Source organism: Paenibacillus woosongensis (assembly GCF_009725165.1).
GTDB lineage: Bacteria > Bacillota > Bacilli > Paenibacillales > Paenibacillaceae > Fontibacillus > Fontibacillus woosongensis.
On the sequence record NZ_WNZW01000002.1, the window covers coordinates 399610 to 420764 of the forward strand.

Annotated in this window: 17 protein-coding genes; all 17 read right to left on the reverse strand. The window is 51.5% G+C overall.

The features are described from left to right. Nucleotide 1 precedes the first annotated feature (1 nt). Nucleotides 2–967, reverse strand: a complete 966-nt coding sequence (gene spoIIGA / locus GNP95_RS08370; RefSeq protein ID WP_330163314.1) for a sigma-E processing peptidase SpoIIGA — start codon at nt 965–967, stop codon at nt 2–4. A gap of 218 nt (nt 968–1185) precedes the next feature. Beyond that, nucleotides 1186–2298: a cell division protein FtsZ gene (gene ftsZ / locus GNP95_RS08375; protein WP_155610389.1), complete on the reverse strand. Its 1113-nt coding sequence runs from the start codon at nt 2296–2298 to the stop codon at nt 1186–1188. Nucleotides 2299–2348: 50 nt separating this feature from the next. Then, nucleotides 2349–3602 (reverse strand): cell division protein FtsA, encoded by a 1254-nt coding sequence (gene ftsA / locus GNP95_RS08380; protein ID WP_155610390.1) that lies wholly within the window; start codon nt 3600–3602, stop codon nt 2349–2351. A 244-nt stretch (nt 3603–3846) separates the two neighbouring features. Beyond that, complete coding sequence (locus GNP95_RS08385) at nt 3847–4602, reverse strand: cell division protein FtsQ/DivIB (RefSeq protein WP_155610391.1); 756 nt, start codon at nt 4600–4602, stop codon at nt 3847–3849. Between the two features lie 72 nt (nt 4603–4674). Further along, nucleotides 4675–5955 carry a UDP-N-acetylglucosamine 1-carboxyvinyltransferase gene (gene murA / locus GNP95_RS08390; RefSeq protein ID WP_155610392.1) on the reverse strand — a complete coding sequence of 427 codons (1281 nt, stop codon included), beginning with the start codon at nt 5953–5955 and terminating at the stop codon, nt 4675–4677. A gap of 16 nt (nt 5956–5971) precedes the next feature. Then, on the reverse strand, nt 5972–6877 hold the full coding sequence (gene murB, locus GNP95_RS08395; protein ID WP_155610393.1) for a UDP-N-acetylmuramate dehydrogenase: 906 nt from the start codon (nt 6875–6877) through the stop codon (nt 5972–5974). Nucleotides 6878–7095: 218 nt separating this feature from the next. Continuing rightward, nucleotides 7096–8214, reverse strand: coding sequence for an undecaprenyldiphospho-muramoylpentapeptide beta-N-acetylglucosaminyltransferase (murG, locus tag GNP95_RS08400; RefSeq protein WP_155610394.1), 1119 nt, complete (start codon nt 8212–8214; stop codon nt 7096–7098). Between the two features lie 6 nt (nt 8215–8220). Next, a complete protein-coding gene (spoVE, locus tag GNP95_RS08405) occupies nt 8221–9318 on the reverse strand; it encodes a stage V sporulation protein E (protein WP_155610395.1) in 1098 nt (365 codons plus the stop codon). 49 nt (nt 9319–9367) lie between these two features. Further along, the gene (murD, locus tag GNP95_RS08410; protein WP_155610839.1) at nt 9368–10792 is read right to left on the reverse strand and encodes a UDP-N-acetylmuramoyl-L-alanine--D-glutamate ligase; all 1425 of its coding nucleotides are present in this window, start codon (nt 10790–10792) and stop codon (nt 9368–9370) included. Nucleotides 10793–10796: 4 nt separating this feature from the next. After that, on the reverse strand, nt 10797–11762 hold the full coding sequence (gene mraY / locus GNP95_RS08415) for a phospho-N-acetylmuramoyl-pentapeptide-transferase (protein ID WP_155610396.1): 966 nt from the start codon (nt 11760–11762) through the stop codon (nt 10797–10799). A gap of 26 nt (nt 11763–11788) precedes the next feature. Then, nucleotides 11789–13186, reverse strand: a complete 1398-nt coding sequence (locus GNP95_RS08420; protein WP_330163351.1) for a UDP-N-acetylmuramoyl-tripeptide--D-alanyl-D-alanine ligase — start codon at nt 13184–13186, stop codon at nt 11789–11791. Then, nucleotides 13186–14676: a UDP-N-acetylmuramoyl-L-alanyl-D-glutamate--2,6-diaminopimelate ligase gene (locus tag GNP95_RS08425; RefSeq protein WP_155610397.1), complete on the reverse strand. Its 1491-nt coding sequence runs from the start codon at nt 14674–14676 to the stop codon at nt 13186–13188. Before GNP95_RS08425 ends, GNP95_RS08420 begins: the two co-directional genes overlap by 1 nt. 83 nt (nt 14677–14759) lie before the next feature. After that, a complete protein-coding gene (locus GNP95_RS08430; protein WP_155610398.1) occupies nt 14760–16709 on the reverse strand; it encodes a stage V sporulation protein D in 1950 nt (649 codons plus the stop codon). Between the two features lie 82 nt (nt 16710–16791). Beyond that, a complete protein-coding gene (locus GNP95_RS08435) occupies nt 16792–19038 on the reverse strand; it encodes a penicillin-binding transpeptidase domain-containing protein (RefSeq protein WP_155610399.1) in 2247 nt (748 codons plus the stop codon). A 21-nt stretch (nt 19039–19059) separates the two neighbouring features. Beyond that, the gene (locus tag GNP95_RS08440; protein ID WP_155610400.1) at nt 19060–19488 is read right to left on the reverse strand and encodes a hypothetical protein; all 429 of its coding nucleotides are present in this window, start codon (nt 19486–19488) and stop codon (nt 19060–19062) included. Nucleotides 19489–19510: 22 nt separating this feature from the next. After that, nucleotides 19511–20464, reverse strand: a complete 954-nt coding sequence (gene rsmH, locus GNP95_RS08445) for a 16S rRNA (cytosine(1402)-N(4))-methyltransferase RsmH (protein ID WP_155610401.1) — start codon at nt 20462–20464, stop codon at nt 19511–19513. Between the two features lie 20 nt (nt 20465–20484). Further along, nucleotides 20485–20922, reverse strand: coding sequence for a division/cell wall cluster transcriptional repressor MraZ (mraZ, locus tag GNP95_RS08450; RefSeq protein WP_155610402.1), 438 nt, complete (start codon nt 20920–20922; stop codon nt 20485–20487). Between the last annotated feature and the right edge of the window lie 233 nt (nt 20923–21155).

Genomic DNA, 21155 nt, shown 5'->3' on the forward strand with positions numbered 1-21155 from the left:
ATCACGATCCTGATGTACTGACAAGATACTCCTCTTCCCGCCCCGTCATCCCTTCGAGCAGCACCGGATGAATGATCGCACGGTAGGCAGATTCCATGGACAACCGCCCCCCGTCCAATCCAATTAGCACCCGGCCCGTCGTCACCGTCCGCCCTTCCTGAACAATCGACACTTCATCCGGCTTCAGCGCGATCATAAACTGAGAGCCTTTATTAATTCCCCGGTAAGGAACAAGCCGCAAACGGTCCCTCCATCGAAACGAATCTTCGTCGCTCCACTCCATGATGAGGTTGTCCGCTTGCTCCGCAGCTAACCGGCTTAGAAAAGATCCCGGCAGCATCTGATCCCATAACGAGGCCTCCATGACCATGACGGGCCATCTCGTCAACGGATCCTTCAGTTGATTGCCCGTATCGACAAGCCCCATGCACCGTACCGTCGTCTCATCGATGCGTACTTGTACTTCGGCCAGACAGCTTTCTACGCGCTCCGCTGTACGTCTTGAGGAGACAACCGCCTTAAACCATAGAACCACTATAAAAAAGACAATGATTGTAAATATTGAACCTACTTCGAGCGAAAAGCCAAGCCCCCCGGAAGCAGAATACCAAATTCCACTCCACACTTCCCCAGAATTCTGCAGCAGATAATGAATGCCCAAAATGCCGCCAGCCGCTGCAAAATTCACCATGTAGAAGGCTCCCATATTCCGTAAGTAGTTTTGCAGACTAGCATAACCGAATGCGATCCATAGCATGACGACGGAGAATAAAAACTTGACCAGGAAGGTAAATAGAAAAGATAGCTCCGGAAGAAACATCATCAGGACATAAGCAGCTCCCACAGCCGCCGAGGCCGTGATCCGCCATGCCCTCACCCGCTGCCTCCTGATCCAGGCCGTCATCAGCAGCAAGCTCGCATCGATCAGCAGGTTCATAAGAAATATGAGATCGAGATAAACGACCACTTCGGTTCACCTGCCCTAGCCCTCCCTAATCTTCTTCTTGTGATGATAGAAGAGCCTTCCTAAACCCACAGGAGTTGCTATCAGTATAAAGATATGGCATCGTAAAGTCTGTCTAAAATTGGGTGAAGATAAGTACTAGTTTTGTCGAGCAATGCAAAAAACCTCTATTCCACGATACGTGGAATAGAGGTTTAGATTTTGGGGAGATTTGGTCAAACTTAATCGTTATTGTGACGGGAACGGTTGCGGAGGAAGGTTGGGATATCCAGTTGATCACCACTTGGCTGGTTTCCAAAAGGTCTCAACGAGGATGCCGCACGGCTATCTTGCGTTTCGGCTGTGTCTGCACCCGGCTTGCGGACAGGCACTGCCGAAGACTTATGCTCGAATCCGGTCGCAATGACCGTTACCTTAATCTCTTCCTTCAAACTCTCATCGATAATTGCACCGAAGATCATATTAACTTCCGGATCAGAAGCAGAGATGACGATCTCAGCTGCCTCATTAACCTCGTATAGGGACAGGTTCGATCCACCTGTAATATTCATAATTACACCTCGAGCGCCTTCAATCGAAGTCTCGAGCAACGGACTCATGATCGCTTTGCGAGCAGCTTCTGCCGCACGATTCTCGCCCGTAGCTTCACCAATTCCCATCAGAGCGGATCCGCGTTCAGTCATAATCGTCTTCACGTCGGCAAAGTCAAGGTTGATCAGACCCGGTACAGCAATTAGGTCAGAAATGCCCTGTACCGCTTGACGCAGCACATTATCCGCCTCGCGGAACGCTTCCAGCATCGGCGTTTTCTTATCTACGATCTCAAGAAGACGATCATTAGGAATAACGATAAGGGTATCTACCTTCTCCTTTAATGCTTCGATGCCATGCTCGGCATGTGAAGAGCGCTTGCGTCCCTCGAAGGTAAACGGCCGGGTCACTACGCCTACAGTCAGTGCGCCGCACTCTTTGGCGATTTCCGCAATGACCGGAGCAGCTCCCGTCCCCGTTCCGCCGCCCATACCAGCTGTTACAAACACCATGTCCGCACCCTTCAGTGTGTTGGCAATCAACTCGCGGGACTCTTCTGCCGCTTTCTTGCCCACCTCAGGGTTCGCACCCGCTCCAAGTCCGCGGGTCAGCTTATCTCCGATTTGCAGCTTATGCTCGGACTTAGCTAAATGAAGGGCTTGAGCATCCGTATTCACCGTAATGAATTCGACTCCCTGCACCCCGTTCTCGATCATTCTGTTCACAGCGTTGCTACCGCCACCGCCAACACCAATGACTTTTATTTGAGCCAAACTCTCCATTTCAAAATCAAATTCCAACATACTCTTCCATCTCCCCCTCATTGTGCATGGATGCCCCGTCCATTTAGAAGTTAAATGAATTCACTGAATAGACTCTTCAGACGTTCCATGATCCCTGGTTTGCTCGCGCTCTCCTGGGTAGTTACCGGTTTATTCCGATTGGTTGTCTTCTTTGCACCGTTGCCGGTATTCCGGACGCGGATATTTTTGATAACCTTGTATAATATGCCAACGCCTCCCGTGTATCCAGGATCACGGACACCGATATAGTCCGGTACAGCGACCCTTACGGAAGCAGCCAGTTCCTCCTGAGCAACTTTGAGAAGCCCGGGCATAGACACGGTTCCTCCCGTAAGTATATAACCTCCGGGGAGCTCGTTGTAACCGAGCCGTTTGACTTCCTGCCGGATCATTTGAAATATTTCCTGAACGCGAGGCTCGGCAATGGCTGCCAAATCCTCTTGGGTAAATTCCTTGTCTACATTGCTGCCGATCCTCGTAACTTTGAAGGTAACGTCCGCCGCCGAGTCCTCGATAGAGGCGCAGCCGTACTTGAGCTTTACCTTTTCTGCTTGGTCCGTTAACGTGCGAAGGCCATATGCAATGTCATTCGTTATAAATTCTCCCCCTATCGGAAGCGTAGATGTCGCTGTAATTGTCCCGCTCTCGAACACTGCAATCGTCGTGGATCCCGCGCCGATGTCTATCAGCACAGAGCCCATCGTCTTCTCATCCTTGGATAATGCAAGCTGGCCTGCTCCAAGAGACAGCAATACCAAATCGCTTACTTTAAGCCCGGATTTCTCCACGCAACGAAGCAAATTATGTATCGCCGTCTTTGCGCCGGTAATTATCGTTGCTTCGACCTCCAGACGAACCCCGATCATGCCGCGGGGGTCTTGGATCCCTTCAAGGCCGTCCACAATGTATTGCTTGGCGACCACATCAATAATTTCCCGCTCCGGAGGCAGCGCAATCACTTCCGCTGCTTTCAACACACGGTCGATGTCGTCTTCACCGATTTCGCGGTCTTCGTTCTGTACGGCTACTACCCCGTGGCTCGTCTGGAGTCCGATATGATTTCCCGAAATGCCGACGTATACTTCCGATATTTGAATACCTACCATCCGTTCCGCATGATCAACAGCGCTGCGGATCGATTGTACGGTTTGGTCAATATCTACAATCGCGCCTTTACGAATTCCTTCCGAGTCGGCCGATCCAACTCCAATAATATTAAAGGTTCCATTACTAATTTCCCCAATAATAGCACGAACTTTGGATGTACCGATGTCCAAACTAACAATGATGTCATTGTTGCTCAAGCTCTGGCACCTCCTATTTCCCATTCAAAATTGTTATAGCCTAATAAAACACACACTCTACATATTCAACATCGTTTGACCTTTCCCTCTTTTTTCTACAATTTTTTTGAATTCCATCTTTTGCATAAAGTAGGATAAAGGTAACGATAGAATAGGTTCCTGGACCTTTATGTCCAATGCTATAAAATTAGACAAAAAGGCTTCTTAAAAAACTAGCCCATAAAATGTATTTTATCATTGTTTCTCATTCATGAGTAGTATCATTTTGTCCGTCATGCGGCTCGTAAGGGACATAGGAATCCGCCTCAAGCATAGTAAGTATTCCGGGATCCTGAGACTCCAAAATGGAATTCATGTACTCAAGCTTCTTCGAAAGGAGCGAAATGGCTGTCACCACCTCAAATTTGGAGCCGGTATACAGCTTGATCCGATCCGGATATGACAAGGTCGGTGAAGGTACGATTTCTGAAATATCAGATACCTGGTCATCCGGGATTTGCGCCAGAACTTGGCAAAGCTTGGACAAATTCGGATCATCCGCCTTCCATCCCGTCAAAATCGGCTTCTCCATCGGCATTGAGCCGATCCCCAGGCTGATCTTTGTCCCATTGGCTAGAAAACCCTTCAAACCTTCATCCACGGTCAGTTCATAGGCTGCAAGCGGATATTCCTTAACCCTGATCGTAATCCCTCCGGGAAAAGATTTGTTCACCTCGACATCCTCAATGGACGGAATTTTCGTCATACGCCTCGCTATCGTATCCGAGCTCGTCCCAAAAAAAGGAGCGCCAACCTCGAGGCCACTGATTTCCAGTAAATCCTCATTTGGCGTATATGAGCTTCCTTCAAACGTAATGCTGGAAATTTTGCTTAAAGACGAACGAAAAAAAAGCACCGCGAGCAAAGACAAGCACAGGAGAATTAAAATCCCGGCTACTTTTTTGCTGCTTCTTCTTTTCGATTTTGGTTGCTTCAACACTGGCATATTGGCTTTAGACATAACTTTTCTCCGTATTATTGTAATGTGCAAAGCCTTTATCCCCTCCGGCGGAGGGGATAATTCAAGGCAACATTAGGCCAGATCCAGCTGCTTGAGTACAGGAGCATCGCGTCTCACGACGCCTCCAAGCCGCTGAAACATCACTTCTATCCGATCATAACCACGGTCAATGTGATATACTCGCTCAACGATCGTCTTGCCTTGCGCGGCTAATCCGGCAATCACGAGTGCGGCACCGGCTCTCAAATCGGTTGCCTCCACGGTAGCGCCATATAGTCTAGGCACTCCGCGAATAATCGCTGCGTTCATATCAACGGAAATATCCGCACCCATCCGTACTAATTCATCAACATGCTTGAATCGACCTTCGAACACCGTTTCCTTCATTAAGCTAACACCGTCAGCCAAAGATAGAAGCACCATAACCTGGGACTGTAAATCTGTAGGAAAAGAAGGATAAGGTGAAGTAATGATACGTTCTACCGCTTTAAGACGGCCTATGCTGCTTACCGTTATTATATCATTGTAGGTGCTTATTTGAACACCTGCCCGGCGCAGCACATGAAGCAGAGAGACCAGATGGGAAGGATTGCAGTGCGTCAGGGTGACCGTTCCTTTTGTGGCTGCTGCCGCAATGAGCGCTGTGCCCGCCACGATCCGATCGGGAATGATCTCGTAATCGCAGGGGCTGAGCCGCTTTACCCCCTGGATCGTAATCGTGTCGGTACCGGCCCCCATGATGCTCGCGCCCATGCAATTAAGAAAATTTTGCAGGTCCTGGATTTCGGGCTCCCGTGCCGCATTCGTAATTACGGTTGTTCCTTCAGCCAGCGCCGCAGCCATCATAATGTTCTCCGTAGCGCCGACGCTCGGAAAGTCAAGATGAATATCGCTGCCCACAAGTTTGCTCGCCCTGCACCAAATCTGATGATCATTTTCCTCGATTACGGCTCCAAGAGCCTGTAATCCTCGTAAATGCAAGTCGATTTTCCGTTCACCGATTGCGCAGCCACCGGGTTGATATATGCATACTTCCTTGAACCTTGCCAGCAGCGGCCCCATCAAAAAAATAGAAGAGCGCATCTGCTTCATCAAATCCTCAGGCACATGGCTGGAATCCGCTCCGCTGGCATCGACCATGACGGTGTCGTCCTTATGAACCGTTTTACAGCCTAATCGGCTCAAAATGCCAAGCATAACATCAATATCGAGCAAACGAGGAACATTTCGAAGTTGCACCGCTCCCTCAGACAGCAAGCTGGCAGCCAAGATAGGCAGTGCGGCATTTTTCGCTCCATGGATTTGAATGGTTCCTGATAGGGGTCGCCCGCCTTCAATCACCAATTTGTCCAATGTATCACCTCCGAGTTTACCGTTCACCCACGAAGTAAACTTCCGGCACCAAAGCGATATCATATTTCGAGGCTATGGTATCCTTGATTAGCTCCATGAGCGCGAGAACGTCCTCTGCTGTCGCTTGCCCCGTATTGACAATGAAATTGGCATGCAGCTCGGATATTTGCGCTCCGCCTATACTCCTCCCCTTAAGTCCTGCCGCTTCGATCAGCCTCGCCGCATGGTCCTTTGGCGGATTACGGAATACGCTGCCCGCGCAGGGCTGCTGCAACGGCTGAGTCTTGCGGCGGCGATCCTTATAGGTAGCCATGGCAGCTGCGATCTCCAAACGATCCCCTTCCTTCAGGGTGAAGATGGCATTGGCCACTACTCCGCGGCTCCCATGCAAGATGGAATGGCGGTACGAGAAATCCATATCCTGCGCATTGTAAGTCACCAACTCACCCGTCTCCAGAACAATTTCAGCTGATTTAAATATGCGTGACACATCAGACCCGTGAGCGCCAGCGTTCATATATACGGCTCCACCGACGGTTCCCGGAATCCCCCCAGCAAATTCCAGACCGGTCATGCCTTCCTTACCCGCCATAATGCTCAATCTCACGAACGAGGCGCCTCCCCCCGCTTCGGCCTCGGTTCCCCGAAATTGGATCTGCTCCATTTCCCTGCCCAGCTTAATTACCGCACCGCGAATCCCCTTATCGGATACGAGCATGTTGGAGCCCTTGCCTACCATTAACCAAGGAATTTGCTCTTCATGAAGCTGGCGAATCAAATTTGCCAGCTGCCGCTTGTTCTCTGGGATGATTAGAGCGTCGGCCGGCCCTCCTATTTTCCATGTCGTATACTTCGACATCGGCTCGTTTGGCAAGACCTTGCCCACTTCCTGCTCTGACAATTTCGATATCCATTGCTGCATCTGAAAATCCCTCCTTGACTAACATGCCGAATCCCGTCCGGTAGTCAGGCCGTCCGATGATCGGTTATATCCGTATACTTCCACCGGCTGCATGGGTTCGCGGAGACGACGCAGGATGACGTCTTTCCTTCTGGTCCCCGCATGGATTGTCACGATTTATATGGTATATTATGCCCTCTGAAGTAAGAGTGTGACAAAGGCCCAGCACCGGCAATACTCTATCGTTTTCCTTGACTTCGAACAAGCCGCCGCATTTCCTCCACGATCAAATGAGCCGATTCCGGCTTGCCGAGCTTCCTTGCTGCTGCTGACATTTTTCCATGAAGGGAAGCTTCCGTCATAATTCGTTCTACCGCTGCAAACAATTTGCCGCCGTTTAATTGAGGCTCGAGGATCACCTCGGCCGCTCCCGACGTCTCCAGCGATCTCGCATTTTTCTCCTGATGATTGTTCGTGACATTCGGCGACGGAATCAGGATGGACGGGATGCCTAGGGCGGTAATCTCCGCCAGGAAGGACGCCCCGGCCCGGTTTACAATCAACGAGGTACAAGCCAGCACCTCCGGCATATTATGCACGTAAGGCAGCACCCGCAAGTTCCCCGGAATCTCGCCTAGTTTGGCAGCGATTGCCGACTTTGTAGTTTCATAGTAGCTTTCGCCGGTAACATAAATAAAAGAAATATGCCCCAGCTTAGAGATAAAAGGCGCCATATCGATCATCGCTTCGTTGATCACTTTTGCCCCGCGGCTTCCCCCGACAATGAGAACGATCGGGCTGTTCGGCGGAAGCCCGAGCGAAGCATATCCCTTGTTTTTATCCGCTTCAAAAACAGTCGTGGCCCGAGGATTCCCGGTATACAGAATTTTCTTCGCCGCCGGAAAGGCAGCACCTGATCCTTCGAAGCTGACTGCTACCGTAGATACGTATTTGCTCAGAAAACGATTCGTCAGTCCGGGTACCGCATTCTGTTCATGGATAATGCTCGGAATGCCGAGCTTCGCCGCTGCATATACGACAGGACCGCAGACATATCCTCCCGTTCCAATCACCACATCCGGCTTGAACTCTCTCAGAAGCCGTTTGGAAGTACGCACGCCCTTTACGAAACGAACAATCGTTTTAACGTTATCAAACGACAATTTCCGGCGAAAGCCGGTAATATTAATAGCTTTGAATGGTATGTTCTCTTTGGGCACCAGAGAGCTCTCAAGCCCCCGTTCGCCGCCAATATATAGAAATTCGGAATCAGGATATTCCGCACCGCATTGTTTTGCGATCGCCAGAGCGGGATAAATATGTCCCCCCGTTCCGCCGCCGCTTAGCACGACGCGCATACTTGTTCACCTCGCATAACGGGATAAATTCAATAGAATACCTAGCGCCGTCAGCATCAGCGTAAGCGATGAGCCCCCGTAGCTGATCAGCGGCAGGGTAATGCCAGTGACAGGCATGAGACCGATGACGACGCCGATATTGATAACAACCTGTACAGCTACCATACCGACAATTCCGACGGCAAGCAAGCTTCCGAAGCTGTCTTCTACTGTCATCGCCACTCTCATGCCCCTCCACACTAAAATGAGAAACAGTAATAAAACTAGCAATCCGCCGATAAAACCAAGCTCCTCAGCCAAAATTGAGAAAATGAAGTCCGTCTGTGGCTCGGGAACATAGCTGTATTTCTGGCGGCTCATCCCCAGCCCCAGACCTGCCAGTCCACCGGGACCAATCGCATACAGCGATTGAATGATTTGATATCCGGCGCCAAGCGGATCAGACCAGGGATCGAGAAAGGCGGTAATCCGCTGCAAACGATACGGCGCAGCCAAGATAAGCCCGACGAAGCCGACTGCTCCGATCGCAGCCAGTCCGGCCAAATGCCTGATTCTTGCCCCGGCGGTAAAAACGATCAGCAAGGATGCGCCCATCATGACCGTGCCGGTTCCTAAATCCGGCTGCAGCATGATGAGGCCAAACGCTAGTCCCATAATGCCCAGCGGCGGCAGCAGCCCTTTTGTAAATATCGTAATCTTGTAATCTTCCTTGCTTAGCCAGTAGGAAAGGAACAAAATCATTCCAAGCTTCATGAACTCGGAAGGCTGAATCCCAAAGGAACTGATGCCAAGCCAGCTTCGCGCACCGCCCCGGACGACGCCTATGCCGGGAATAAGCACAATAACGAGCAGGACAAAGCAGACAAGCAGAGCAAGCTTGGCATATTTACGCAAATGGCGAAAATCGAAGTTCATCATGAAGAACATAGCCACAAGACCTAGCACAGCAAACAACAGCTGTCGTTTGACGAAATAAAAGGAATCTCCGTAATCATGGAAAGCGAGTACAGAGCCCGCACTGTATACCATTACTATTCCGATAGCCAACAGTCCCAATATGCTGGACAGCAGCCAAAAATCCGGCGCCATGCGATTTTTGCCCATCGTGGAAGCCACCTCTTAACCAAAAGTAGGGGCTTTTCCACCCCCCTACTTAAAGGGTATGCACCGCCTCTTTAAAAATGCGTCCCCGCTCCTCGTAAGAAGCAAACATGTCCCAACTAGCGCAAGCAGGCGACAGCAGGACGATATCCCCCGGCTCCGCCAGACCGGCAGCTTGGAGGGTTGCGGTTCGCAGCGTCTCGGCAGCACTGTCTCCAGTATCGACAAGCAATGCGTCCGATAATCCAGCCAGCTCGGCGACGCGGGCTATTTTCTCCTTCGTCTCTCCCAGCGCCACAACAGCTTTAACCTTGTCCCGGAATACGGGAACCAGCTCCATGTAATCGGAGCCTCGGTCCAGCCCCCCAGCGATGAGCACAATCGGCGCCTCCAGCGCCTCGATAGCCATCGTCGTCGCCTTGGAGTTCGTCGCTTTCGAGTTGTTATAGTAAGTCACGCCCTCTTTAACGGCAACGTACTCCAGCCGGTGCTCCACGCCACGGAATGCGCGCAGCGGCTCGGCAAGCTGCTCAGGGTTTGCTCCTGCTGCAAGGCATGCGGCAATCGCAGCTAGAGCGTTCTCTGTGTTGAAGCGGCCCGGCAAGCCGATCTCGTCCACTCGAATAATCTCGATGACAGCATCCTCGGCATTCCTGTAAACGATCACTCTTGACTGGGAATCCGCACTTTGCGGCAAATACGGAGGTTCGACGTAAATTCCCTCGGCCTTTAGCCGCTCCGTCATCGAGAACGGTAATAGCTTCGCCTGGATATAAGGGACAAGCTCCCGGCAGATCGGATCATCCCAATTGATTACGGCGGTGTCCGCTTCCGTCTGATTGGCGAACAGCTTCGCTTTCGAGGAAACATAGTCCTCCATCGTGCCGTGATAGTCCAAATGGGTCTCGGCGACATTAAGCAGCACACCAATTGCAGGGCGGAACTGCTGCGTCCCTTTAAGCTGGAAGCTGCTCAGCTCTACAACCATCCAGTTGTCCGTGCGGGCTGCCTCGGCTGCTTCACAGAGAGGCGTTCCGATATTGCCGGCGACGATCGGGTTAAGGCCCGCGTTTTGCAGCATGCTTCCAATCCAGGTGGTCGTCGTCGTCTTGCCGTTTGAGCCCGTTATGCCTATCATTGGCGCAGCGCATAAGCGGTAGGCAACTTCGACTTCGGTCACGACATCAATCCCCAGCTCAAGCGCTTTGACGACGGGTGGCGCGCTGTAAGGAATGCCTGGATTTTTTACGACCAGCTCGATTCCCTGATGTATCAGATCGTCCGGATGCCCCCCGCATAGAACAGAAATTCCCAAAGCCTCTAATTCAGAAGCTTCGGGACATTGGTCTCTGTCCTTTTTATCATTAACGGTTACGATCGCCCCTTGGCGATGCAGGGTTTTGGCAACTTGAACACCGCTTCTTGCCAGGCCCAGGACGACAATCTGCCGTCCCCGGTATTGTTCTGGATGCTTCATCATATTACAACCCCTTGTTTAAATAAAGTCCAACCCCGGCCAGCAGCAAGCCAACGGCCCAAAAAGTAACGACGACCCGCCATTCCGACCAGCCCGACAGTTCGAAATGGTGGTGAATCGGACTCATCTTGAATATTCGTTTGCCACGAGTCTTGAAAGAAATAACCTGCAGTACGACGGACAGCATTTCAATGACGAAAACCCCGCCGATTACAAGAAACAAAAGCTCGCTCTTCGTAATAATCGCAATGGCTGCAATCGCGCCCCCGATGCCAAGCGATCCGGTGTCCCCCATGAACACTTTTGCCGGATGGGCATTGAACACGAGAAAACCCAGCACCGCACCGATCATCGCTGCCGCACAAACCGCAGCCGGTATCGATGTAGCCTGCATCGCGATGACGGCATATGCCCCGAGAGCGATGGCGCTCACGCCAGACAGCAATCCATCCAGTCCGTCGGTAAAATTCACCGCATTACTGATGGCAAGCATCATAAGGATAATAAACGGATAGTAGAACCACGCTCCCCAGTCAAAGGCTATCGACGTACCCGGAATGCCCAGCGCGGTGCTGTGTCCTTCGGAAATCAGCAGAGCGCAGACGATCCCGGCGAACAGCAGCTGTCCGAACAATTTCTGTCTGGGCGTCAGTCCCAAGGAACGTTTAAATACGATTTTGATGTAGTCGTCCAGAAAGCCGACCAGTCCGAAGCCAAGCGTCGCCACGAGCAGCACGTAGAAATCCGTATTGATCACCGAGAATTTCAGAAATGCCAGCGTGAAGGCCAATATAATGACGATACCGCCCATCGTTGGCGTCCCTGCCTTCTTCTGGTGGCTCTGCGGTCCTTCGTTTCGAATCTGCTGCCCGAACTTCATCCGCCGCAAAATCGGAATAAGCAGCGGAGCCGAAATGACGGCCAGTATAAAGGATACTCCTATCGTTAACAATATAAGTCCAAAATCCATGGGATCACCCCCTTATTAGCCGGTATTTATTGAGGAAGCTCACTATTTTTGAGGGCCTCCACGACTTCTTCAAGCTTCATGCCCCGAGACGCCTTGACGAGCACGATATCCTCGGGATGCAGAATCGCCAGAAGCCCTTCTATAAGCTCAACTTTATCAGTATATGCATGAATGCTGCTTTGGTCCAAATGCCCTGCGGCACCTGCCGCGATCATCGCGCCTAGAGTTCCATAAGTGAACAGCAGGTCCACTTTACCGCCTTTCATAAAGGCACCGACCTCCTGGTGCAAAGCGTCCTCGGCGTCCCCAAGCTCCAGCATATCGCCCAAAACAGCAATTTTGCGTCTATACCCCTTCATGTTCTCAAGCACGCCGATCGCCGCCTTCACGGCTGTGGGACTTGCGTTATACGCGTCATTCAATATCGTGATACCGCTGCGCCCCTTCACGATCTCGATCCGCATGCCCGTCAGCTTGATTTGGGTCAGCCCTTCCTTGATCGCGGCCTCCGTTACCCCGAAATATCGGGCGACGGCGATGGCTGCAAGACAATTGATGACGTTGTGCTGGCCGAGCAGCGGCAAATGAAGCGGTTCGTTGCTTCCAGCGCTGGACGTGAACACCGTCCCGTCATCCAGGAACATCAAGTCGACAGGATAATCATCGTTATGCGGCAGCAGACCAAAGGTTATTGTATCGAAATGATCCGGTTTGAGCGTCGCCGGTTCCGACAGAACCTCTTGAATAAGCGGCTCGTCACCGTCATGGACGAACGTCCCCCCCGGCCTGAGCCCTGCCAATATTTCCAGTTTGGCCCGGGCGATTTCCAGCCTGGACCCGAGCTGCAGCAAATGCGCTTCACCAATGTTGGTGATAACCGCTACTTCCGGTTCGGCCAGCTTTGAGAGCAGCTCGATTTCATGGCGCCCGCTCATGCCCATCTCCAGAACGGCAATTTCCGAATCTTCCGGCATGGCAAGGATCGTTAATGGCAGGCCGATATGATTGTTGAAGTTCCCTTGCGTTTTATGCACATTGTACGTCGTAGACAGCAGTGAGAAAACGATATCCTTGGTCGTCGTCTTGCCGTTGCTTCCGGTAATTCCAACTACCCTGGCTTTGCTCTGCTTGAGGTAGTTTTGCGCCAGCCGCTGAAGAGCTGCCAGAGTATCATCTACGATCACAGCCGGCCCAGGAGGCGAGCCTTTGGCTTTGTCCCACAATACAGCCGCTGCGCCTGCTGCGAGGCAATCTCCGGCAAAATCATGGCCGTCAAATTTCTCGCCCACCAGCGGTATGAACAGACAACCCTCTATAATGCTGCGGGAGTCTGTCGTAATCCCTTGTATAATTAATTCGGCATCCTCCGGGCTGCGGAGTTCGCCGCCGCACATCGCCGCTACTTCTCTCAATTTTCTCTTGATCACTTGTTCAAGCCCCTTATCGCTTCTTTCGCAACGATCCGATCGTCGAAGTCATGCACTTCCGTGCCGATCAGTTGATAGGTCTCATGACCTTTCCCCGCAATCAATACTACATCTTCATTGCTTGCCATTTCAATAGCCTTCCGGATTGCCTCCCGCCGGTCGACAACCAGCTCATAGCGCTTCTCGTCGACACCATCCTCCACAAGCCCGGCCGCAATATCATTCAGGATCGCCACAGGATCCTCCGTACGCGGATTATCAGACGTAACGATGACATACTGCGCATATTTGGCAGCTATTTTTCCCATGACGGGCCGTTTCGTCTTATCGCGGTCCCCGCCGCAGCCAAATACGCAGATGACCCGTCCTTCGGCAAACTCCCCTACCGTGCGCAGCACGTTTTCGAGCCCGTCCGGCGTATGGGCATAATCGACAATGACCGCAAACGGCTGCCCTTCATCCACAGCTTCGACCCGGCCGTCCACCCCTTTTACAGCTTCCAGGCTCTCTTTGATACGATTCAGCGGAACACCCTCAAGCAAAGCTGCAGCTATCGCTGCCAGAGCGTTGTACACATTAAATTTGCCCACCATCCGAAGCGCAATGTCGGCGCTGCCCTGAAACGTATCAACATGGAATGTAGTTCCCCGGGCCGTAATGGCGATGTCCGATGCCCGGATATCGGCCGCATGCTCAACGCCGTAGGTGATGACCTCCGCCGCCGTTTGCTGTGCGAAATAAGCGGATACCGGGTCGTCTGCATTTATCACTGCATAGCTGCGCAGATCAGGATCCTCCTCATAGATATTCCCAAGCCGTGAGAAGAACAGTCCTTTGGCGGCGCGGTATTCTTCCATCGTGTGATGGTAATCCAAATGATCCTGCGTCAAATTCGTAAATATGGCGGTACGGAAGCGCGTTCCTTTGACCCTTCCCTGTTCAAGCGCGTGTGAAGATACCTCCATAACGCAATAATCTACATCGCTTTGCACCATTTCAGCTAAATAACGCTGCAGATCCAACGACTCCGGTGTCGTTCCCGGCATCGGGAAGGTCTGCCCCCCGTATTTCCGTTCAATCGTGCCAATCAGCCCCGTATTGCTGCCCTGATCCGCAAGAATACGTTCAATGAGATAAGTCGTTGTCGTCTTGCCGTTCGTCCCGGTCACACCGATGACTTTTAGGCGAGAGCTCGGCGTCTGGTAGAATACATTGCTTAATATCGCCATCGCCAGCCTGCTGTCCTTCACCTGAAGCTGAGGCAGATCGACATGCTCCAAATACCGCTCTACAACCAGCGCCGCAGCTCCCCGCCGAGCGGCTTCCGGAGCAAAATCATGCCCATCCACCGTATGGCCTGGCAGGCAGACGAACAGGTCGCCAGCGTTCACTCGCCGGGAATCGATGGCGATACCCGCGCACGCCGTCTCTTTATTACCATGTATTCTCGATGTAATTAAATATGTAGCCAGCTCTGTCAGCAGCATGTAAGACCCCTCCGTCAAATTGTTACGTTCCTTTTCAATGCACTCACTTATATTATCACCAAGAGCATGGTTTTTCAGGAATATTATTCACTATGGTCATGCTCGATGCCTGCCTCGGATTCTTGGCCCATGTAAATCCGGATGATTGAACCGCTCTCCACCCTCGTTCCCGGCTTCGGCGCCTGATTAATGACGATATTGCCAACCCCTGATTTAGCCAAGGAGAAGTTCAAGTTCAAGTCTTCATAGATTTCCTGCACGCTATGCCCGATCAAATCGGGAACGGTCACGATTTTCGTTTCTCCGTATTTGTACTTCTTAGTCATCTGATCCTTACGGGGAGGGACTTCCATGTACTCCAAGGCATCGGTCAATATATTGCGGACGATTGGCGCAGCGACAACGCCCCCGAATTGAATGCCTTGAGGATTGTCGACCGCGGTGTATACGACGATTTTTGGATCGTCTGCAGGGGCAAAGCCGATAAACGAAACGATATGCTCGCTTGTCGAATAACGGCCGTTCACAACCTTCTGGGCCGTTCCCGTCTTGCCGCCGACCCGGTACCCGTCGATAAATGCGTTCCCCCCTGTACCGTTCGCAACGACGCTCTCCAGCGCGCTCCTTACTTGCTTTGAAGTCGCCTCGGAAATGACCTGCCGGACAACAGTCGGCTCTACCTCGTCGACAATCTGGCCGGTGTCGGGATTGGTCCATGATTTCGTCACATGGGGCTTATAGAGCTTGCCGCCGTTAATGGCGGCTGACACGGCTGTAATCTGCTGGATCGGCGTAACCGAGACCCCTTGCCCGAACGATGTCGTCGCCAGCTCTACGGGCCCAACTTGAGACAGCTTAAACAAAATGCCGTTCTCTTCCCCGCTCAAATCTATCCCTGTTTTGCTGCCAAAGCCGAAATCCTTAATGTACTTGAATAGAGTCTCTTTGCCGAGCCGCTGTCCAAGCGTTACAAATCCCGGGTTGCAGGAATTTTCCACGACCTGCAGGAAGGTCTGGCTTCCATGACCGCCCCTTTTCCAGCAGCGAAGCGAGGCGCCAGCCACTTTAATAAAACCCGGATCAAAAAAACCTTCGTTAAGATTGACTTTCTTCTCCTCCAAAGCCGCTGCCAGGGTAATGATCTTAAATGTTGACCCCGGTTCATAAGTCATCCAGATCGGCAGGTTGCGGTTGTACACCTCAGCGGTGTATTCCTGATAATTTCCCGGGTCATATCCCGGGCGAGAGGCCATCGCCAGTATTTCTCCGCTATTGGGATCCATCGCGATGGAAATCGCCGAATTCGCCTGCAACCTAGCCATCGCCTGATCGAGCTCCCGTTCCATGATGCTCTGAATCGTCTTATCGATCGTAAGCTGCAAATTAAGCCCATCCTTCGGCTCGACGTATTTCTCCGACGAGCCCGGCATCAGCCTGCCGCCCGCATCGGACAAATACGAGATACTGCCGCTCATTCCGTTCAGCTGGCTGTCGTATTTCTGCTCGACACCGGTCAGTCCCTGATTGTAGCTGCCGGTAAAACCAAGAATATGGGCAGCCAGCCCTCCATAAGGATAATACCTTTTGTTATCCTCAGCAACAACAATACCCGGGAGAGCCAAATCACGAATTTGCTGTCCTTTTTCCATCGTAATTTTGCGTCCGCCGGGCTGCAGCCTGACTATCGATTGTCGCTTCGTGATCGTCTTGAGAATCTGTTCTTCGCTCATCCCGAGGAGCGGCGCCAAGCTGCGCGCAGTAGCCTTCGGGTCCTTGATCTGCACCGGAATCGCCATCACCGTTGGCGTAGTTATATTATAGGCGAGCGTAACCCCGTTGCGATCGCTGATTTCCCCCCGCTTAGCCGAGAAAGGGATGTTACGCCGCCAGGAATCCTCCGCTTTAGCCGACAGCTCCGCTCCTTGCCCTAGCTGTACGTAAGCGAGCCTGATAACCAGGGCCGCAAACAGCATAACCAGCAGCAACAGCAGCAGCAGCAATCTTCGCCTGATGGTAATCTTGGATACTTTCATAGTTTGACCCCCTGTTCGTTCCTCGCAAGACATGATCGTACTGCTATCATGACTATTCAGGACAAACAGGGGTTAGAACAAGCTATGGGGATGGCTCGCCAGATTCCTCCAAATCAGACTCGTTCTTATCATCACCATCCTGGTTTTGATCAGAAGCGTCTTCTCCCGCCGCCTCCTGGTCACCCTCCTTGCTAATAGGCTCCAGCACAAGCGTAACCTGCCTCTGGCCTTGAACTTCCGTCACCTGTTGATCAACGACATACCCTTCGCCTACAGTCCTTACGGATACCTGGAGCACAGACAACAGTTCCATCGCATCGCGCAAAGATTGCCCCTTCACATTAGGGATGTTCAAATGCTGGCCTTCTTCCGTGAGAATGTACATATGCTGGCCAGGCTTCATATAAGTCCCGGCCTTCGGAAATTGGGAGACGACCTTGCTTCCGTTACCCAGCGTCGCATAGGAAATTCCCTTCCCTGCAAGCAAATCCTTGGCTTCCTGCACACCCAAGCCGCTAAGCTCCGGCGCCTTTGCGCCAGTTGCGGCCGTAGAAGAGTTCGATGCCTTATCGATCTGCTTCGGCACTCCCATATATTGCAGAGCCTGGTTCATTATTTTTTTGACGATCGGCCCTGCCGCCGTACCGCCGCCAAGTTCGGAATTGCTAGGTTCGTCGATCAATACGAGGATAGCAATTTTGGGATCATCTACAGGGGCGTAACCCACGAAGGAAACGACCTGTTTCGTATAATCATACCCGCCCTTAGCCGCCTTAACCGCGGTTCCTGTCTTGCCTGCGATGCGATAACCGTCTATATAAGCATGCCGGCCGGTACCAATCTTTAGATCGGAGACCACCTGTTCTAGATATCCGCTAACTTCCTTCGCTTTCTCCGGCGATATGACTTGGCGAATGACTTTCGGCTGCGTTGTCACGGTCTCCCCGGTATGAGGATCCGTAATGGATTTGACAATATGCGGTTCCATCAATTTGCCGCCGTTCGCCACCGCAGCTACCGCGACAAGCTGCTGGACTGGCGTTACAAGCAGTTGGCCGTGTCCGTAGGACATGGCAGCAAAGTCTGCCTGGTATACCGGACTAACTATCCCCTTTGCTTCTCCGGGAAGCTCTATGCCTGTCTTTTGCCCGAAACCGAAATTGTCAACGTACTCTTTTAGCAAATCAGGACCCAGCTTCTCATAGCCAAGTTTAACAAAAGCAACGTTACTGGAGCGCTTGACTCCTTCCAAATATGAGATTGCTCCCCATCCCGACCGTTTTACGTCGTGAATCGTCTGGCCGGGTACGCGAATGCTGCCGGACATGAAGCTCTCGTTCGGATTGAACATGCCTTCCTGCACCGCTCCAGCCAGCGTTACAATCTTGAACGTCGAACCTGGCTCATAGACTGATTTGATCGCATGGTTGTAGAAATTCCTCTGGTCGACGTCTTTCCAATACTCGTTGGGATTATAAGTTGGCATGTTCGCCATGCCCAGAATCTCCATCGTTTTCGGATCAACTGCGACTACCGTCATGCTGATCGGCTTCAGTTCGGCGTAAGCTTCCCTCATCGCCTCTTCGATATAATACTGGATTGTATAGTCAATCGTCAGCTGTAAATCCTTTCCATTCCTTGCTGGCGTGAAAATTTCACTAGCCTTGGGGATCTCGATTCCACGGCCGTCGCTCTTATATTCAAGCGAACCGTCCTGGCCTCTCAGCTCCTCATCGTAGTATGCTTCGATGCCCGTGCCCGGTACAGCCTCGCCTTCGCGATTGACATAACCGAGCACATGCGCCGCCAGGCTGTTCTTCGGATAATATCGCTTTTGATCCTTAATGAGAATGATGCCTACATCTTCAAGTTCATGCTCTTTCATCAGATCATCTCTTAATTTCTCAACCTGTTCCTTTACGTCCTGATCGACCTTCCAGCCCTCTCTGCGCACTTCTCTCTGCCTATAGAACTCGCCGTCTTCGTTCTTGGCATTGACGAGCTCGCGCAGTTCATCCTCTTTCTTGCCGAGGATATCGTGAAGCCCCTTCACGATATCCTCCTGGATTCCCGCCTCATGAATCAGTTTGGGATTGATGGCGACGGTGTAAGCAGGAGCATCCACCGCCAGAATATCGCCGTTACGATCGATGATTTTGCCGCGGCTGGCCGGTATCGTCTTCTTCTTAGACCATACCTTTTCCGCATAGTCTTGCCAGAAATCCGCCTCAACGACCTGTATCCAAAACACTTTTCCCATCAATACAGCAAAAAAGAGGGTAATAACTCCCCCTATAAGCAGCGTCCGCAGTTTGATTCTTTTGATCATGGCTAGAACCTCTTTAATTCTTTATTTTCTGGCTACCTTGGCTGCGTCTTCTGAATTCGCAGTTTTGCTGCCGGACTCTGTCGAAATTTGTACGTGAAACCCTTCTTCATTCGACTCCGTATAACCGAGCTTGGCGGCCTCCTGAGGAATTTGCTCCTCTAGCTTTTCTTTCTGTATGGTCAGCTCATTCATCTCGGCGTTCAGCTTCTGCATGTCGGTATTTAGGTTATACATTTCGCGTTTCATGTTGTACAGATTGGCATTTTGCCACAGCAAACCACCCATCACGGCTACACAGAACATGATAGTGAACATATATAGCAGCTTCTCCCGAACAGGAAGAGCGGCTCTGCGGGTAACAACCTTCGTCGTTTCACGGTAGCGCTGCGACTGATTGCCGCGTTCATGAGCTTTTTCCTTTACTGCCAAATTTCCCCGTGTATAGGCCATATCTCGATTCCTCCGCTACAGATTACAATTTCTCCGCTACGCGCAATTTCGCTGAACGCGCCCGGGGATTATCAGCCAATTCTTCCTCGGAAGGAACCATCGGCTTCCGGTTAATCAGTTTGAGTTCACCCTTCCCTCCGCAAACACACATCGGGAAATCCGGAGGGCAAGTACACCTCTCGACAAATTTTGCAAAAATTTGCTTGCAAATCCGGTCTTCTAGCGAATGAAATGTGATAACCGACACTCTGCCGCCCGGCGCCGCACAACGAATTGCAGCATGCAACCCGTCCTCGAAGGCGCCCAATTCATCGTTAACCGCGATCCGCAATGCCTGAAAACTTCGTTTGGCCGGATGTCCGCCCGTACGGCGCGCAGCGGCTGGAATCCCTTCTTTAATGAGTTCAACCAGTTGACCGGTCGTCTCGATCGGATGCCCGGCACGCTTCTCGGCGATGACTCTGGCAATTCGTCTTGAAAATTTCTCTTCACCATACTGATATAAAATACGCGCAATTTCGCTCTCCGGCCATTCATTCACGATTTCTCTTGCAGTTAGACCGGCCGTCTGATCCATTCTCATGTCGAGCTGGGCGTCCGCATTGTAGCTGAAGCCCCGCTCGCCCTCATCGAATTGAGGTGATGATACGCCCAGATCGAACAAAATACCGTCAACCTGAGGCACGCCGTCCTTCTTAGGAACCCAATCGAGCTCCGACAGCTTCTCCTGCAAATATCGAAAATTGCTTCGCACCAAGGTTAGCCGCTCTCCATAAGAGGATAATTTGGCTTTGGCATTCTCATGCGCCCAATCATCTTGGTCAAAGGCGATTAGACGCCCTTCAGCTCCAAGCTTGGACAGAATTACCGAGCTATGCCCTCCGCCTCCCAAGGTACAATCTACATAAATACCATTCGGCTTGATGCGCAGCCCCTCTGTCGCTTCTTCCTTAAGCACTGTGATGTGATGAAACAAGCTGCAGCCCTCCAGACCGTCTACAAATCAAAATTAAAATCAACGAGTTTCTCCGCAATGTCATTGAATGTGTCCTCCGATTGCTGAAAGTATTGCTCCCAGGTGTCACGGCTCCAAATTTCAACCCGATTCGACACACCAAGTACAACGCAATCCTTCTCAAGCTTAGCGTACTGCCGCAAATTTGCCGGTAAATTTACCCTTCCCTGTTTGTCCCACTCGCATTCTGTCGCTCCTGAGAAAAAAAAGCGGGTGAATGCACGAGCGTCAGACTTCATTAAAGGGAGGGCCTTCAGCTTCTGCTCCAGCACTTCCCATTCCTGCATCGGATACACAAAAAGGCATTGGTCCAAACCGCGGGTCACTACGAAAGAAGCTCCGAGGAGATCACGAAATTTAGCCGGTATAATTATCCGGCCTTTGTCATCAATGCTATGTTGGAACTCCCCCATAAACATTGAACCGTCACTCCTTACCTCTTTCCCCCACTTTGCACCACTTTCCACCACTCATGACATTAGTTATTCTGCATTCTAGCGTAAAATCCTCCTACAATGCAAATTATTTTTCGAAGAAAGCGTATATTTTTGCGATTCTTTGGATACTTCCAGGTTTTACATAAAATAGTTAGGTATTAAGCACATTGACAAGGGACCTAAAGTCCTATCAAGCTTCTTTTTCCGTCACGTCA